The organism is Duganella sp. Root336D2, from assembly GCF_001425005.1.
Lineage (GTDB): Bacteria > Pseudomonadota > Gammaproteobacteria > Burkholderiales > Burkholderiaceae_D > Rugamonas.
This window is the reverse complement of record NZ_LMDB01000022.1, coordinates 382,704-399,935: the sequence shown is the minus strand read 5'-3', so window position 1 is coordinate 399,935 and position 17,232 is coordinate 382,704. Positions and strand designations below refer to the sequence as shown.

General features: G+C 63.3%; 11 protein-coding genes. 4 read left to right on the top strand and 7 right to left on the bottom strand.

All coding sequences use genetic code 11. The annotated features are described in order from the left end of the window. Positions 1 to 87 precede the first annotated feature (87 nt). Complete coding sequence (gene glnE, locus ASD07_RS17610) at positions 88 to 2,805, top strand: bifunctional [glutamate--ammonia ligase]-adenylyl-L-tyrosine phosphorylase/[glutamate--ammonia-ligase] adenylyltransferase (RefSeq protein WP_055933180.1); 2,718 nt, start codon at positions 88 to 90, stop codon at positions 2,803 to 2,805. Between the two features lie 46 nt (positions 2,806 to 2,851). Here the strand turns inward: glnE and ASD07_RS17605 are convergent, their stop codons facing one another. Continuing rightward, the gene (locus ASD07_RS17605) at positions 2,852 to 3,430 is read right to left on the bottom strand and encodes a glutathione S-transferase family protein (RefSeq protein WP_055933177.1); all 579 of its coding nucleotides are present in this window, start codon (positions 3,428 to 3,430) and stop codon (positions 2,852 to 2,854) included. A 92-nt stretch (positions 3,431 to 3,522) separates the two neighbouring features. Here ASD07_RS17605 and ASD07_RS17600 point away from each other — a divergent pair, with 92 nt between their 5' ends. Further along, positions 3,523 to 4,491: a YafY family protein gene (locus ASD07_RS17600; RefSeq protein WP_055933561.1), complete on the top strand. Its 969-nt coding sequence runs from the start codon at positions 3,523 to 3,525 to the stop codon at positions 4,489 to 4,491. A 125-nt stretch (positions 4,492 to 4,616) separates the two neighbouring features. On the opposite strand, the gene gap is transcribed toward ASD07_RS17600, so the two are convergent. Both gap and tkt read right to left on the bottom strand, forming a co-directional pair. After that, positions 4,617 to 5,627 (bottom strand): type I glyceraldehyde-3-phosphate dehydrogenase, encoded by a 1,011-nt coding sequence (gap, locus tag ASD07_RS17595; RefSeq protein ID WP_055933174.1) that lies wholly within the window; start codon positions 5,625 to 5,627, stop codon positions 4,617 to 4,619. Between the two features lie 24 nt (positions 5,628 to 5,651). Beyond that, on the bottom strand, positions 5,652 to 7,643 hold the full coding sequence (gene tkt / locus ASD07_RS17590) for a transketolase (RefSeq protein WP_055933171.1): 1,992 nt from the start codon (positions 7,641 to 7,643) through the stop codon (positions 5,652 to 5,654). A 126-nt stretch (positions 7,644 to 7,769) separates the two neighbouring features. On the opposite strand from tkt, the gene ASD07_RS17585 reads away from it, so the two are divergent. Further along, the gene (locus ASD07_RS17585) at positions 7,770 to 8,495 is read left to right on the top strand and encodes a 16S rRNA (uracil(1498)-N(3))-methyltransferase (protein WP_055933168.1); all 726 of its coding nucleotides are present in this window, start codon (positions 7,770 to 7,772) and stop codon (positions 8,493 to 8,495) included. 166 nt (positions 8,496 to 8,661) lie between these two features. Here the strand turns inward: ASD07_RS17585 and ASD07_RS17580 are convergent, their stop codons facing one another. Continuing rightward, the gene (locus ASD07_RS17580; RefSeq protein WP_055933165.1) at positions 8,662 to 11,454 is read right to left on the bottom strand and encodes a TonB-dependent receptor; all 2,793 of its coding nucleotides are present in this window, start codon (positions 11,452 to 11,454) and stop codon (positions 8,662 to 8,664) included. A 236-nt stretch (positions 11,455 to 11,690) separates the two neighbouring features. Between ASD07_RS17580 and ASD07_RS17575 the strand changes: the two genes are divergently transcribed. Then, positions 11,691 to 13,325: an NAD(P)/FAD-dependent oxidoreductase gene (locus ASD07_RS17575; RefSeq protein WP_055933162.1), complete on the top strand. Its 1,635-nt coding sequence runs from the start codon at positions 11,691 to 11,693 to the stop codon at positions 13,323 to 13,325. Here ASD07_RS17575 and ASD07_RS17570 read toward each other — a convergent pair. The 3 genes from ASD07_RS17570 to corA are packed head-to-tail and all read right to left on the bottom strand — an operon-like array spanning position 13,300 to position 17,202. Beyond that, positions 13,300 to 14,643, bottom strand: coding sequence for a GAF domain-containing sensor histidine kinase (locus ASD07_RS17570; RefSeq protein ID WP_055933160.1), 1,344 nt, complete (start codon positions 14,641 to 14,643; stop codon positions 13,300 to 13,302). The genes ASD07_RS17575 and ASD07_RS17570 overlap by 26 nt on opposite strands. Positions 14,644 to 14,652: 9 nt before the next feature. After that, positions 14,653 to 16,179 carry an HD domain-containing phosphohydrolase gene (locus tag ASD07_RS17565; RefSeq protein WP_162246569.1) on the bottom strand — a complete coding sequence of 509 codons (1,527 nt, stop codon included), beginning with the start codon at positions 16,177 to 16,179 and terminating at the stop codon, positions 14,653 to 14,655. Positions 16,180 to 16,236: 57 nt separating this feature from the next. Continuing rightward, positions 16,237 to 17,202: a magnesium/cobalt transporter CorA gene (gene corA, locus ASD07_RS17560; RefSeq protein WP_055933154.1), complete on the bottom strand. Its 966-nt coding sequence runs from the start codon at positions 17,200 to 17,202 to the stop codon at positions 16,237 to 16,239. Positions 17,203 to 17,232 lie beyond the last annotated feature (30 nt).

Here is a 17,232-nt window from a genome sequence, read left to right as displayed (position 1 = left end):
AATACAGCATTTTACCGCACCGCCCCCTTAAACTATGTTCCAATAGGCACGGTTTCGCAGGCTTTTTACACTCTCTAACATCTGTCAATGAGCACTTCCGCACTCGTTTCCGCTTCCCGCTTTTACCAGCGCTGGCTGGCTGCCGATCCATCCCGCCAGGCCAAAATAGATGCTTTGGCGCAATTATCGCTTGCCTCGCTGAACTTTGCCGATGTTTTGGCAAGCGAACGGGGCGAGCTGCCGCTGGCGCGCGGCATGCGCCGCTTGCGCAACCTGGTGCTGGCCACCCTGATCCGGCGCGACCTGGAAGGCAAGGCCGACCTCGATGAGGTCGTGACCACCATGACCAGGCTGGCCGATTTCGTGATCCAGACCCACCTGGCCGAGCTGGACACCGCCCTGCGCGCGGCCCACGGGGTGCCAACCGGTGCCGAATCGGGCGTGGCGCAGCAGATGATCGTGCTATCGATGGGTAAAGGCGGTGGCGGCGAACTGAATGTGTCGTCCGACATCGACCTGATCTTCGTCTATCCGGAAGACGGCGACACGGCGGCCGGCCCCGGCCAGCGCCAGCTCTCCAACCACGAGTACTTTGTCCGCCTCGGCAAGCAACTGATTGCCGCCATTTCGGAGATCACGGAAGACGGCTTTACCTTCCGTGTCGACATGGCGCTGCGCCCGAACGGCGCCTCCGGCCCGCTGGCTGCCAGCCTGGGCATGGTGGAGAACTACCTGATCGTGCAAGGCCGCGAATGGGAACGCTATGCCTGGGTCAAGGCACGCGCCGTGACCGGCCGCGCGGAAGACATCAAGGCCCTGGACGCCATCGTGCGCCCGTTCTGTTTCCGCCGCTACCTCGATTTCGGCGTGATCGACGCCATCCGCTCCATGCATGCCCAGATCCGCGCCGAAGTGGCGCGCCAGGAAAGGCTGCACCCGGAGCGCAGCCACAACGTCAAGCTGGGCCGCGGCGGCATCCGCGAAATCGAATTCCTGGCCCAGGTCTTCCAGCTCATCCGCGGCGGGCGCGATCCAGAGCTGCGCGGCCGCTCCACCCGCGGCACCCTGCGCCAGCTCCCGGAAAAAGGCTTGCTGGGCGCCGACGTCGTAGCCCGCCTGATGGAGGCCTACACCTTCCTGCGCAACCTGGAACACCGGCTGCAATACATCGACGACGCCCAGACCCACACCCTGCCGCCGAACGAAGCCGACCGCTTGGCCGTAGCGCAGATGATGGGACTGCCCGATATTTCTTCCCTGCTGGCCGGGATGGATGCCCACCGCCAGTACGTCGCAGAGCAATTCGACGCCATCTTCGCCGACAAGAGCGGCAATGGCAGCGAAGACGTCGACCCCGCCACCAGCAACGAGTGCGCCGATCCCGACAACCGCGAAGCCATCGAAGCGCGCTTCACCAGCCTCGGCTACGAAGACCCAGCGGCGGCGGCGCAGCGCCTGATCGCCACCTGGCAAGCGCCCAAGCTGGCCAGCCTGCCCGACGCCAGCCGCCAGCGCCTGGTAGCCCTGGTCAATGCCGCCCTGCCCCAGATCGCCCGCGCCGCCGAACGCAATAGCGCCGGCAGCAAGCTCGGCACGCTGGGCCGCCTGCTCGACTTCCTGGAAGCGATCTCGCGCCGCTCGTCCTACCTGTCGCTGCTGACCGAATACCCGCACACGCTCGAGCGCGTGATCACCATGATGCACGCCAGCGGCTGGGCCGCCAAATTCCTGACCCAGCACCCGATCCTGCTTGACGAACTGCTGGACGACCGCATTCTCAGCGCCGTGTTCGACCCGGCCGCCGCGGCTGCCGAGCTGGAACGCCAGCTGGCCACCGCCCCCGGCGACACCGAACGCCAGCTCGACATCCTGCGCGAAGTACACCACGCCCAGTTGTTCCACCTGCTGGCGCAAGACCTGGCCGGCTCGCTCACGGTGGAAAAGCTGGCCGACCACCTGAGCGCGCTGGCCGACGTGATCGTCGCCGCTGTCGTCAAAGCAGCCTGGCAGGCCGTCGCCAAGCGCCACCTGGAAGTACCGAAGTTCGCCGTCATCGCGTACGGCAAGCTGGGCGGCAAGGAACTTGGCTACGTCTCCGACCTCGACGTCATTTTCCTGTTCGACGACGAAGACCAGGACGCGCCCGGCCTGTACGCCAAACTGGCGCAGCGCTTCATCACGTGGATGACATCGCACACCCCGGCCGGCATCCTGTTCGACATCGACACCGCCTTGCGGCCGGATGGCGCCAGCGGCATGCTGGTATCCAGCGTCGGCTCGTTTGAAAAATACCAGCAGAGCTCGGCATGGCTGTGGGAACACCAGGCCCTGACGCGCGCCCGCTTCTGCGCCGGCGATGCCGCCATCGGCCAACGCTTCGAGCAAATCCGCTGCCAGGTGCTGCGCAAGGAACGGCCGGACGCCGCCGCGCTGAAACAGGAAGTGCTGGCCATGCGCCAAAAGATGCGCGATGCCCGTCCCAACCGCAGCGAACTGTTCGACCTCAAGCAAGACGAAGGCGGCATGATCGATATCGAATTCATCGTGCAATACCTGGTGCTGCAGCATGCCGCACAGTACAGCGAGCTGACCGGCAACATCGGCAATATCGCCCTGCTGCACCTGGCAGGAAAGCTGGGCCTGGTCGATGCCGCGTTGGCGGCTTTGGTCGCCGACGCCTATCGCGACATGCGCAGATGGCAGCACCAGCTACGCCTGCAAGGCCAGGACCAGTCGCGCGTCCCGATGGAAAAAGCCGCCACCCACGCCGCCAACGTGCGCCTGCTGTGGAGCAGTATCTTCTGAAATAAAAGTCGGGGTCAGCTCCGGCAAACAGAGCTGACCCCGACTTTTAAGCTGCGAGCGGGAGTTCGTCGAGGCTGGTGCTGCCCAGGTAGCGGCCGCTGCTGACCGCTGGACGCTGGGTTTCGATGGCGTCGGCGAAAAACACAGCGGGGTCGCCATACAGCTCGGCCACATGGCGCTGCAGCTGCGGGTATGCCGCCAGGTCCAGGCCCGCCTCCCGTTGCGCCCAGCGCACCACGGCCACCAGGCAGGCATCCGCGACGGTGCGCTTCTGGCCGTCCAACCACTCCTGGCCGCCCAGCACTTCGTCCAACGCGGCGCAGGTCTGCGCCATGCGGGCGGGACCGGCATCGAAGCCTTCGTGCAGATAGTCGAGCAGCGTCTCGAGCTTGCGCGCCTCTGCCGAGCCGGCGCGGTAGCCCAGCAGGTAGCGCCGTTGCTGGCCGACATGGCGCAGGATGGCGCGGCAATCATTCAGCAGTTTGTTACCCGTCTGCATCACCGGCACCGGCAAGCCCGGCAGGTCAACCTGCACCAGCCGGTAAGGCCGGCACAGCCATTCGAGGGCGACGATTACGCCGAATGCGCAGCCCTGCGGTGCGCCGTGGTACAGGATGGTTTCCATTTGCTTGCCTCATTGTTCTTGTTGGGGATGAGGCATTGTCTGATCGATATAGGACAATATCCGCCCTGATTTCGTGCAATGATTGCATGATCATGTCAAAACCAGCGATCAAAGCCCTCTCCATCCTCGAACTGCTGCAGAGCCAGCGGCAGATTTCGGGCGCCGATATGTCGGAGCGCCTCGGCATCGACCGCCGCACGCTGCGCCGCTATATCGCCATGCTGGAAGAGCTGGGCATCCCGATCACGGCCGAGCGCGGGCGCTACGGCGGCTACATGCTGGTGCCCGGCTTCAAACTGCCGCCGCTGATGTTCACCAACGATGAGGCGTCTGCCGTGGCGCTCGGCCTGATGGCGGTGCGTTCGCTGCGCCTGGCCGACACAGCACCTTCGGTAGCCAGCGCACAGGCCAAGCTGGAGCGCGTCATGCCGCCTGCGCTGCAAGGCAGCGTGCAGGCGCTGCGCGAAACCGCCGTACTCGACACGCCGGAACAGCGTTGGGCCTATTCGGGCACCGCCCGCCCTGCTTTGACCGGCGAGCTGACGGCACTGGCGCTGGCCGCGCAGACCCAGCACCGGGTGCGCTTCCGCTATACGCCGCAGGATGGGGAATCGATGCAACGTGAGTTCGATCCCTACGGCCTGGTGTTCAGTCATACGCGCTGGTATGTGGTGGGGATGTGCCGGCTGCGGCTGGCGATCCGCTCGTTCCGCCTGGACCGCATCGCAGAAGTGAGTGAAACCGGCGCCGTGTTCGACAAGCCGGACAGCTTCGACGCCGCCGCGCAACTGCAGCATGCGATGGCGACCTTGCCGCGCCCCTTGCCGGTACAGGTGCTGCTGCACACCGACCTGGCCTGCGCCGCACGCGAAGTGGGCCGCTATATCGGCCCGCTGGCCGAAGTCGAAGGCGGCGTGCGGCTGAAGACCACCACCACCAGCTACAGCTGGTTCGCACGCATGCTGGCCTCGTTCAACTTCGACTTCACGATCGAAGGCCCGGACGAGCTGCGCGACGCCGTCCGCGAAGAAGCCCGCCGCCTTGCCCGCATCGCAGGATGAAAGTCGGGGTCAGCTCCGGCAATCGGACATTCGCTACGCGAAATGTCCGATTGCCGGAGCTGACCCCGACTTTCAAAAAAAAAGCGCCCGGATGGGCGCTTTCCTCTTGCAGCTGAAGCCTGGGATCACTTGGCGCTCATCAGCGCCACGGTGGTGTCCAGCATGCGGTTGCTGAAGCCCCACTCGTTGTCGTACCAGGACGATACCTTGACCAGCTTGCCCGACACTTTGGTCAGGGTGGCGTCGAAGTTCGACGATGCCGGGTTGTGGTTGAAGTCCACCGAAACCAGCGGCTCGGTCTGGTAGGTCAGCACGCCTTTCAGTGCGCCTTCCGATGCGTCCTTCATGATCTTGTTGATTTCTTCAACCGTGGTGTCGCGTTTGGCGATGAAGGACAGGTCGACGATCGATACGTTGATGGTCGGAACGCGGATGGCGTAGCCGTCCAGCTTGCCGTTCAGTTCCGGCAGCACCAGGCCAACAGCGGCAGCAGCGCCGGTCTTGGTCGGGATCATGGACTGGGTGGCGGAACGGGCGCGGCGCAGGTCTTCGTGCATCACGTCGGTCAGCACCTGGTCGTTGGTGTAAGCGTGCACGGTGGTCATCAGGCCGGTTTCCAGGCCGATGGCGTCGTTCAGCGGCTTGACCAGCGGGGCCAGGCAGTTGGTGGTGCAGGATGCGTTCGAGATCACGGTGTCCGAAGCTTTCAGCACGCCGTGGTTCACGCCGTACACGACGGTCGCATCAACGTCCTTGCCGCCTGGTGCGGAGATGATCACTTTCTTGGCGCCGCCTTTCAGGTGGGCCGATGCTTTTTCCTTGGTGGTGAAGAAGCCGGTGCACTCCAGCACTACGTCCACGCCCAGCTCGCCCCATGGAATTTCAGCAGGATTGCGCTGTGCGAACACGCGGATCGAATCGCCGTTCACGATCATGTTGTCGCCTTCTACCGTGACGGTACCAGGGAACTTGCCGTGGGCGGTGTCGTAGCGGGTCAGGTGGGCGTTCGACTCGGCGTTGCCCAGGTCGTTAATTGCCACAATCTGGATGTCCTGCTTTTTGCCGCCTTCGTAGAAAGCGCGCAGGACATTGCGGCCGATACGGCCATAACCGTTAATTGCTACTTTGATCGTCATGCTGTTTACTCCTGATGATAGAAATTAGATGACTGCTTTGACTTTTGCCACGACATTGTCGACGGTGAAGCCGAAGTGCTTGAACAGCACACCGGCCGGTGCGGATTCGCCGAAGGTGTCGATACCAACCACTGCGCCTTCCAGGCCAACATACTTGTACCAGAATGCGGTGACGCCTGCTTCAATCGCCACGCGCGGCATGCCCTTGGTCAGCACGGATGCCTTGTAGGCTGCGTCCTGGCGATCGAACACGTCGGTCGACGGCATGGACACCACGCGTACCGGGGTGCCGGCAGCCTTCAGTTCGGCGGCGGCTTTCATGGCCAGTTCCACTTCGGAACCGGTGGCGATGATGATGGCCTTGGCGCCGGCTTCGTCGGACAGCACGTAGCCGCCTTTGGCGACGTTGGCCAGGACTTCAGCCGAACGCTCGATGAACGGCAGGTTCTGGCGCGAGAAGATCAGGGTCGACGGGCCGCCGGCACGCTTCACGGACTCGCCCCATGCGACCATCGATTCGACGGTGTCGGCAGGACGCCAGTTGTCCAGGTTAGGGATCAGGCGCAGCGAGGAGACGTGTTCCACCGACTGGTGGGTCGGGCCGTCTTCGCCCAGGCCGATCGAATCGTGGGTGAACACGAACAGGGCACGCTGCTTCATCAGCGCGGCCATGCGCAGTGCGTTGCGGCTGTAGTCGGCGAAGGTCAGGAAGGTCGCGCCGAACGGGATGTAGCCGCCGTGCAGGGCGACGCCGTTCATGATGGCGGACATGCCGAACTCGCGCACGCCGTAGTTGATATGGTTGCCCGGCACGCCGGAACGAACGGCGATGCATTCCTTCCAGTTGGTCAGGTTGGAGCCGGTCAGGTCGGCCGAGCCGCCCAGGAATTCAGGCAGGATCGGTGCCAGTGCCTGGATCGCGTTCTGCGATGCCTTGCGGGTGGCGATGGTTTCTTTTTTCTCGATGCAGGCGGCGATGGCGGCATCCAGGGTTGCCTGGAAGTTGCCTGGCAGTTCGCCCTTCATGCGGCGGGTCAGTTCAGCGGCTTCGGTCGGGTACTGGGCCGAGTACTTGGCGAACATCTCGTTCCAGCTGGCTTCGAATTTCGCGCCTTCTTCCTTGAAGTCCCATGCTTCCTTCACATCGTGAGGGATGTCGAACGGCTCGGCGCCCCAGGAGATGTACTCGCGCACTGCGGCGATTTCCTTGTCGCCCAGCGGTGCACCGTGCACCTTGTCGCCGCCTTGCAGGTTTGGCGAACCCTTGCCGATGACGGTCTTGCAGCAAACCAGGGTTGGCTTGTCGGATTTCTTGGCTTGTTCGATGGCGGCGGACAGCGCGGCGACGTCGTGGCCGTCCACGTTCTTGATCACGTTCCAGCCGTAGGATTCGAAACGCTTAGGCGTGTCGTCGGTGAACCAGCCTTCGACCTTGCCGTCGATGGAGATGCCGTTGTCGTCGTACAGGGCGATCAGTTTTTTCAGGCCCAGGGTGCCGGCCAGCGAGCACACCTCGTGCGAGATGCCTTCCATCAGGCAGCCGTCGCCCAGGAAGGCGTAGGTGTGGTGGTCGACAACTTCGAAGCCGGGCTTGTTGAATTCGGAAGCCAGCAGCCACTCAGCCAGCGCCATGCCGACTGCGTTGGCGATGCCCTGGCCCAGCGGGCCGGTGGTGGTTTCCACGCCTGGGGTGTAGCCGACTTCAGGGTGGCCCGGGGTCTTGGAATGCAGCTGGCGGAAGTTCTTGATTTCTTCCATCGGCAGGTCGTAACCCGACAGGTGCAGCAGCGCGTAGTGCAGCATCGAGCCGTGGCCGTTGGACAGCAGGAAGCGGTCGCGGTTGACCCAGGCTGGATTGGTCGGGTTGTGGCGGTGATGACCGCTCCACAGTGCTACGGCGATCTCAGCCATGCCCATTGGCATGCCTGGGTGGCCGGAGTTGGCCTTCTGCACAGCGTCCATTGCCAGCGCACGGATTGCGTTGGCCATTTTGGTGAAGGGGAGCGAAGTTTTCATCGTATATCGAGGAAGGTTGAGTATTTGGTGCACTGCGGCAGGCGCCGCTTTCGGAACCCGATATTTTACCAGAGCGTGACACCAACGCTTAAAATTGGTGCATTTCAACCTTTCCGAAGTGACCATATGCCCCGTTTCCACGTGCCACAGCCCCTTGCCGCTGGCCAGCAACTGGAACTGCCCGCCGATGTTGCCCACCATGTCAATGTGGTGCGCATGGAGCCGGGCGACACGCTGACCCTGTTCAATGGCGATGGCGGCGAGTATACGGCAGTGTTGACAGAAGTGCAAAAGAAGAAGGCTTGGGCGGAGCTCAAGGTCTTCGACCCGCGCGAGGCGGAACTGCCGTTTGCCGTGACCCTGGCCCAGGCCTTGCCCGAAGGGTCGAAAATGGACTGGATTATCGAAAAGGCGGTGGAACTGGGCGTGGCCGGCATCCAGCCGCTGGCGGCACGGCGCTGCGTGGTGCGGCTGTCGGCGGAGCGGGCGGAGAAAAAGCTGGAGCACTGGACTGGGATCGTGGTGTCGGCTTCGGAACAGTGCGGACGGAATCGATTGGCGCCGGTGGCGGCGCCGCTCGAGTTTCGCGACTGGATCTCGCAGCAGGATTTGCATAAGCGCGTGATCCTGACGCCGCGCGCAACGGAATCTTTGGCGGATTGGGCAAGGCACCAGCCGGCGCAGGCGCTCAGCATCATGGTCGGGCCGGAAGGCGGCTTTTCCGATGAGGAGGAGGCTGAGGCTTTGCGGCATGGCGCCCTGCCCTTGTCGATTGGACCTCGGGTGCTGCGGACGGAGACTGCGGCGTTGGCGGCGGTGTCGATTCTTGCTGCGGCTTGGGGTGGGATTTAAAACCGGTAAACCGGGGTCCGCCCCAAGGGTCAGACCCTGTCTGCTCGTCTGCTACGGGGCTGGTTCTGGGCTTTTGACTTATTGAAATGTCAAAGACCTCGAACCCTCCCCCCAGCCTAGAGACCGTTGAGGGTCAGACCCTTGGGTCTGACCCAGATTTACCTGTTTAGAACTTGTAATTCCCCACCAAGTACAACTGCCTTCCCAGCGGATCGGTATACCGCGCATCAAACCCCATCTGGTTACCGCCGCCGGCAATGCGCTGCGAGAACGGCGGCTCCCGGTCGAACAGGTTCTTGATACCGCCAGTCAGCACCAGGTTCGGATTGAAGCGATAGCGCGTCTGCCAATCCCACACCAGGTAGTCGCCAACCTTGCGGTTCAGGGCCACGAAGTTCCCAGCCTCATCCCGTACCGCCTGGCTGCCCTCGCTGATCGGCATATCATGGTAGCCGGACTTGTACACCCCGGTCAGCGAATGGGTCAGCACATCCGACTGCTTCCAGCTCGCCACGACCTTGCTGATCCAGCGGAAGGTCACCGAGTTATACGAATCGAAGCGGCCCACGCTGTTTTCCACCGGGTCGGTCGCCAGCGTCTGGAAATCCGCCTTCTTCATATAAGTACCGGTCCAGTTGAACGACAGCCTGCCCTGCTTGTAGGTGTGGTCCCAATCGATGCCCTGGTAATGCGACTTGGCCAGGTTGAATGGCGTCAGCGAGGCGGCCAGCGTGTTCTGCTTCTGGATCGGGTCGTAGTACGACACGAACAGCCCCATATACTTGGCCGGATTGTTGAACACCTCGTTTTCCGGCAGCTTGGAAATCTGGTCGTTGATCTTCACATCCCAGAAATCAAAGCCGATCGACAGTTCGCGCATAGGCTCGACGCGCAGGCCGATGGAAGCCTGCTTCGACGTCTCCGGCTTCAAGCCAGTCGCGCCGGCATACGGATTGCCGCCATTGAGCAGGTTGTACTCCGAGTTGCCGTTACACAGCGGCAGCAGCGGGCCGGAGGTGATCGGGCAAGGGTGCGCATTCGACGAGCCGCCGCCTTGCAGCGGGTTGGTAATGTCGGTCATCACCGGCGCCTTGAACCCGGTGCCGTAGGAGCCGCGTACCAGCACGCTTTCCGCAGGGCGCCAGGCGGCGGCCAGCTTGTAGGTGGTCTTGCTCGCCTCATTGCCCTTGGTGCCCGGCGCTACCAGCTTGCCGGTGCTGTCGAAGTTCATCTTGTCCTTGACCGCGTCGTAGCTGTCGTAGCGCACGTCGGCGGTCAGTTCCAGCCCTTTCACCACCGGCACCACCAGTTCGGCGAAAGCGCCCCAGTTCTTGCGCGAGGCGTCGGTCGGCAGCGAACCCGAAATACCGCCGATCGGGCTGTCGGTGAAGTTCGGCTGCAGGCTGTTGGCGCCCATCGTGATTGCGCTAGGATCGTAGACATATTTCTGGCGCAGGAAGTCGCCGCCCAGCGCCAGCATGGCCGAGCCGCCCGGCGCTTCGAAGACCGGTCGCGAACCGCGCAGGTTGACCACATCGATTTTGGAGGTGGTCTCATCCAGCTTCTGGTGCAGCACGGCCGAGGCGAGCGCTGCGCGCGTTTCCGCAGTCGGCACGATGAAAGGGTTGTAGGCGCCGGAGGCCATCAGTGCGTCCAGCTTGTCGCTGCTGGTGTAGCCGGATACCGCATGGTCTTCCGCCGTGGTTTCGGAATGGGTGTAGGAAGCAGCCACGTCCCAGCCGCCCAGGCGTCCCTCTACGCCAAGTGCCAGGTGTTTGGCTTCGGTCTTCCAGTCGTCGGTACGGCCGCCGGCATCGACCAGGCGCAGGCTCATGGTCGCCGAGTTCACGGTGGCCGGGTTCACGCCCAGCTTGACCAGCGCCGGCACCACGTGGGCGTTGTACAGCGGGGAATTGATGTCCAGCGACAGCGGCTGGGCCGGTGGCGCATAGCGCGCCGTGCTGGTGAACTTCGAGTACAGGCCTTCGGCAAACACGGTCCAGTCGGCGTTCAGCTTGATATGGGTGGAAGCGAACAAGCCGTCGCGCTTCAGTTCCGGCAGCAATTCGACCACCGAGCCGTAGTTGAACATGCAGCGGTCGCCGACCTTGAAGGTATTCGGCGCACCGCAGGTTCCGGTGTTGATCAGGCTCGGGTTGAACAGCACATTGCCGTTGCTGGTGCGCGCATTGACGTTGCCCGGGATCGAATTGGCCGATACCTGGTACAGCGAATAGCCCTTGCCGCCCTCGCCGAAGGCATGCACCCCGCCCGGCGCCGCGAAGCGGCGGTCGCTCGCGCTCAACTCTTTCTGCGCGTCGTGGCTATAGGCCAGCAGCACATTGAAGCCGTCGGTCTCCAGCTCGCCGAAGCCCTTGGAGATGGCGACGTTCGAGGTGGCCCCTGCGCTGCCCTTGGTGGGGCGGTTGTAGGTCAGCTCGATGTTGGCGTCGGTCTGGTTTTTCTTCAGGATGAAGTTGACCACGCCGGCAATCGCGTCGGAGCCGTACAGCGCGGAAGCGCCGTCGGTCAGGATCTCCACCCGCTCGACCGCCGACAGCGGGATCGAGGCCAGGTTGACCGCGGAGCCCGAGCTGTAAGGCGCGATGCGGCGTCCGTTCAGCAATACCAGCGTGTAGCCGGTGCCGATGGCATGCACCGAAGCGGTCTGCACGCCGCCGCCACCGCCGTTGATCGACGCCGACGAAGTGACGAAGCCCTGCATCGAGGGCAGCGTGGCGACCAGGTCGGCCACGGTGGTAGCGCCGGTCTGCTCGATCTGCGCCTTGGACAGGGTCTGTACCGGCAGCGCGCCTTCAACGGCAACGCGCTTGATTGCCGAGCCGGTGATCTCGACCCGCTGGATGGTCTCCTCAGCCATCGCCGGCAGGGCAGCTACGCCCAGGCCGGCCATGAACATCAGTCGCACTGAACGCGACAGGATGGTTTCTTTCATCATCGTTTCCTCTTTGACTCTCTGTTTTTGTACTTGCCGCGGGGTGCGGCTTGCAAATCAGAGCATGTCAATTCAGCAATGAATAATGAAAAAAGCAGATTGTGCCGAAGTCGCCAGGAAGCCTGCCGGGAATCGGCAAAGCCTTATGGCGTGCAACCAACACCACTTCGTTAAGAAGGAAGCAGGTAAAATGTCGCCTTTGGGCCCGTTGCGCGCCCCATCCGAGAGAGAAAACCACCATGTTGCGACTGAACGAGATCAAGCTCCCCCTCAACCACGCTGAACCGGAGCTGGCGCAAGCCATCCTGGCCCGATTGAAGATTTCACCGCAGCAGATGCTGGGTTTTACCGTCTACAAGCGCAGCTACGATGCGCGCAAGAAGTCGAATATCTCGCTGATCTACTCGGTGGACGTGGAAACCACGGACGATGCCGGCGTCCTGGCCCAACGTGCCGACGACAAGCACCTGATGGTCTCGCCGGACATGGCCTACAAATTTGTGGCGCATGGCGTCAACGCCGACGGCAGGCAAGCGCGCCCGGTAGTCATCGGCATGGGGCCTTGCGGCCTGTTCGCCGCCCTGATCCTGGCGCAAATGGGCCTGAAGCCTATCGTCCTCGAGCGCGGCAAGACCGTTCGCGAGCGCACCAAGGATACTTTCGGCTTCTGGCGCAAGCGCGTGCTGAACCCTGAATCGAACGTGCAGTTCGGCGAAGGCGGCGCCGGCACCTTCTCGGACGGCAAGCTGTACAGCCAGATCAGCGACCCTAAGCACTACGGCCGCAAAGTGCTGACCGAATTCGTCAAATCCGGCGCACCGGAAGAAATCATCTACGTCAGCAAACCGCACATCGGTACTTTCCGCCTGGTGAAGATGGTGGAAAACATGCGCGAGGAAATCACCGCCCTGGGCGGCGAAATCCGCTTCGAGCAGCGCGTGACCGATTTCGACATCCGCGAGGAAAACGGCGTGCGCCAGATGCGCGGCCTGCACCTGGCCAGCGGCGAATACCTCGAAACCAGCCATGTGGTACTGGCCATCGGCCACAGTTCGCGCGACACATTTGAATCCTTGTACCAGCGCGGCGTCTACGTCGAAGCCAAGCCGTTCTCGATCGGCTTCCGCGTCGAGCACCCGCAATCGCTGATCGACCAGTGCCGCTTCGGCCCGAATGCCGGCCATCCTATCCTCGGCGCGGCCGACTACAAGCTGGTGCACCACGCCAGCAATGGCCGCGCTGTCTACAGCTTCTGCATGTGCCCTGGCGGTACCGTGGTGGCGGCGGCTTCCGAGCCGGGCCGCGTGGTCACCAACGGCATGTCGCAATACTCGCGCGCCGAACGCAATGCCAACAGCGCCATCGTGGTATCGATCAGTCCTGAAGAGGATTACCCGGGCCACCCGCTGGCCGGCATCGAGCTGCAGCGCCGCCTGGAAGAAAAAGCCTATGTGCTGGGCGGCTCCAACTACAATGCGCCGGGCCAGTTGATGGGCGACTTCGTGGCGGGCCGCGCTTCGAGCGATGTCGGCGCCGTGACGCCGTCTTTCAAGCCGGGCATCACCTGGACCGACCTCGCGACCATCCTGCCGGAATACGCCGTGGTGGCGCTGCGCGAAGCCTTCCCGGCCTTCGACAAGCAGGTCAAGGGCTACTTCAAGCACGACGCCGTGCTGACCGGCCTGGAAACCCGCACCTCGTCGCCGATCCGCATCAAGCGCAACAACGACGACCTGCAAAGCCTGAACACGCGCGGCCTGTTCCCGGCCGGCGAAGGCGCAGGCTATGCCGGCGGCATCCTGTCGGCCGGCGTGGACGGCATCAAGGTGGCGGAAGCCGTTGCGCTGTCTATGCAGGCGGCTGACAAGTCCTGACTTCGAACGGAATGCGCAGGTGGAAGCGGCAGCCCTGCCCGGGCTTGCTGTGCACTTCCACCGCGCCGCCCATCTGCTGCATGATGGTGTACACAATATGCATGCCCAGCCCTGAACCGCCCTGCCCGCGCTTGGTGGTGAAGAAGGGCTCGTAAATCCTTTCCTGCACGCCGGGCGCCAGCCCGACGCCCTGGTCGATGAAATCCATGTCCAGCCAGCCGTCCGCCTCGCTGGCGCGCACGGTCACCGTGCCCCCCTGGCCGTCGGGATAAGCGTGGCGCGCCGCGTTCATCAGGAGGTTGGACAGCACCTGCGAGAATTTCCCGGGCGGCAGGCGTGGCCGCAGCAGGTGATCCATTTCGACCTGCACCTTGATGCCGGCCTTGCGCAATTCGGGACTGTGCGCCGACACCACGCCTTGCACATAGTCTTTCAGCGCGAGGGTGCTCACGTGCTCGGTGCCCTGATCCACCGCCAACTGCTTGAAATTGCCGATCAGGGCCGCCGCGCGGTGCAGGTTCTGTTCGATCAGCGCCGCCGCGTCGTTCAGGCGCGCGGCCAGGTTGACCAGGTCGGAGCGGCTCACTTTCGGCGCTTCCAGCGCCTGCACCAGTTGCGCGGTATAGCTGCTCATGGCCGATGCCGCCGTCAGCGCCACGCCCACCGGCGTATTCACTTCATGCGCCACGCCGGCCACCAGCGATCCCAATGCCGCCATCTTCTCCTGCTCAACCAGGCTGGCCTGCGCTGCGCGCAAGGCATCGGTGCGGCGCGCAACTTTTTCTTCCAGCAGGTGCTCGCGGTCCTGGTGCTGCAGCTCGGCTGCCGCACGCGCCGCGAAGATCGACAGCAGCGACAGCGCCAGCAAGCGCTTGTTCTCGTCGATCTGCCTGGTATCGATGGCCGACAGGATGCCCAGCGTCTTGCCCTCGGTATCGACCATTGGCATGCCGACATAGCTTTCCGCCTTCATGTCCACCAGCAGCGTGTCAAGCGGGTAATCCTGCTGGATGCCGCAGCCATGGAAGCACATGGTCTGGTCGGTGACGTTGTGGCAAGGAGTATGTTCCAGGCTGTACTCCATATTCGGCAGGAATTCACTGCCGCCCCATACCGCCAGCGTGCGGATGCCTTCCTGGCCATCGGGCATATGAATCACGCGGCCCGCGATCACATAGGTCACCTCCAGCGCCGCCGCCAGGTCGCGTACCAGCACGCGGAAGAATTCATCGCCGCGCGCGCGCGCGGTGGAATCGGTAATCGAGCGCAACGCCGCTTCGGCCAGGGTGCGCGCGTCGTTGGCGTCGAATAATTCCATGACGGGCTCCTAATGAGGTGGGTAGCGCCGATACAGCTCTTGCAGCTCGCCTTGGTGCTGCAGGAGCATGTTGGCCAGTGCGGGGTCGAAGCGGCTGCCGCTGCCCTCGCGCACTTCGTCCAGCGCATGCTGCAGCGAGTGCGGCGGGCGATAGCTGCGCGGGCTCACCATGGCGTCCACGAAATCGGCCAGCGCGGTTATGCGCGCGGCCAGGCTGATGTCGGCGCCCCGCAAGCCTTGCGGGTAACCGGCGCCATCCCAGCGTTCATGGTGCTCGTGGGCGATACGCGCAGCCAGCTGCAATACCGGCTGCGGCGACGAGGACAGCATGTTCCAACCGATATCGCTATGGCCCTGCATGCGCGTGCGCTGCGCCGCATTGAGCGGGCCTGGCAGGTTGAGGATTTCGTCCGGGATGCCGGCATGGCCGATATCGTGCAGCGGCGCTGCCTGGCGCAACTGGCGCACCGCGTTGTCCGGCATGTCGACCGCCGCGCCCAGCATGGCGGCGATCTCGCCCACGCGCTCGACGTGTCCGCCCGACGCGGCGGAGCGGCTTTCCAGCGCCTCGCCCAGGATGTGGATGATGGCGTCCTGCGTCGCTTCCAGTTCCTCGCGTGCCAGCAGGCGTTCGTAAGTGATGGCGACATTCGCCGAGAACAGGCCGAGCAGCTCGCGCTCCTCGTGTTCCAGCGGCTCGCTGAACGACATATAGAGCAGGCTTTCATTGCCGTCGCGCGTGCGATAGTAGCAGGCGTAGTACAGCGGGCCATAGTGGTCGGCCTGCTCCGCCATGCAGCGCAGGAAGGCCTCGCGCACCTGGGACGGCAAGTGGTCCAGGGTTTCTTCCAGCGCCAGTTCGGCATAGGCCGTGGTCACCGCCAGCACCTGCAGCCGGCCCGGCTGGCGCGCGGCGGCGTAGGCGTTCATGCGGCTGGCGCACACGCCCTCCGCCTGGCGGCCCAGGAGGGCCGAGGCCTGCTCCAGTACGGCAGAGCAGAAATGGCGCAGGTTGTCGGAATCGCAGACGTGGGTGATGGCGTCGATTGAACGGCGCAAACCAAGACGGGCGCGGTCGAGGCGCATCAGGTCGCGGTATGCGCGCAGGCCGGAGTAGAACACGGTGCTCAGTTTGGCGTGCGTCAGCTCGGTCTTTTCACGGTAATCGTTGATGTCGTAGGTCTTCAGCACCAGCGCTTGCGGCGCCTGGCCCGGCTGGCCGGTGCGCAGCACGATGCGTACATTGCGGTCGCCCAGCTCTTCGCGGATGTAGCGCACCAGCTCGAGGCCGGCATGTTCGGACTCCATCACCACGTCAAGCAGGATCAGGGCGAACTGGCCGGGGCGCGACAAGCGTTCGCGCGCCTCGGCGCCGGAATAGCAATGGGAAAAGTGGACGCGGCGGCCGTCGAACTCAAAGTCCGACATCACCAGTTCTGTCACCTGGTGTACCGCTTGCTCGTCATCAACGATCAGGATTTCCCAAGGGGCAAGGACCGCAGCCGGGGCTGGCGTCTCATCATCGTCGAACAACATTGCGTCATCCACCATGCCCAGCCCCATAGGAGGTTGTTTATTGTAAATTATATACCGCTAGAGCCAGCCCACCTTCTTAAAGCGTCGATACAATGCCCCGCAAACAACAGCCATTAAAGTCAGGGCGGCCGGGTAGCCGAAGCGCCAGTCCAGTTCGGGCATGTGCTTGAAATTCATGCCCCACAGGCCGGCAAAGGCGGTCAATACCGCGAAAATTGCCGCCCATGCCGCCAGGCGCTTGTTCACTTCGCCCTCTTCCAGCGCCACCATCGACAGGTTGACCTGGATCGCGGTCCCGATGGTCTCGCGCATGGTATCGAGAGCGGAGTTGATTCGGAGCAAGTGGTCATGGACGTCGCGGAAATATTCCTGGGTATTGCTGCAGACCGAGGGCACGCGGCCGCCATGGAGCTTTCCGATTGCATCGAGCAAGGGAGCCACGGTATGGCGCACCGTCATCACCTTGCGCTTGAGTTCATAGAGCCGTTCGATATTGTCCTGCTGCGAGCCGCGGATGAAGATGCGTTCCTCGATCTTTTCCAGTTCGAGTTCCAGCGTATCGATGATCGGGAAATAGCGGTCGACCACCGCGTCCATCAAGGCGTACAGCACGAAGCCGGAGCCCTGCTGCAGCAGGTGCGGTTCGCGTTCGGCGCGGGCCCGCACGCCGAGGAAGTCCTTGGTCGAATTGGAACGGTTGGACAGCACGTAGTTCGGGCCGACGAAGATGTCGACTTCGCCGACGTGCAGTTCGTCTTCGCGCAGTTCGAGCATTTTGACGACGACGAACAGCGAGTCGCCGTACTCCTCGATTTTCGGCCGCTGCTGGCCGCGGCCGGCGTCTTCCACCGCCAGTTCGTGCAGGCCGAACTCCTCCTGCATCACTTCGAGTTCGGCGGTTGAAGCGTCGCGCAGGGCGACCCAGACGAAGGCGTCTTCACGCGCCACGTAATCGCTGATGTCCTCCACCGGGATATCAGCCAGCTTGCGCCCATCCTGGTAGGCGACGCAGTTAATCAGCATGCAGGCTCCTCAAATTTCCAAGCCCGCAGC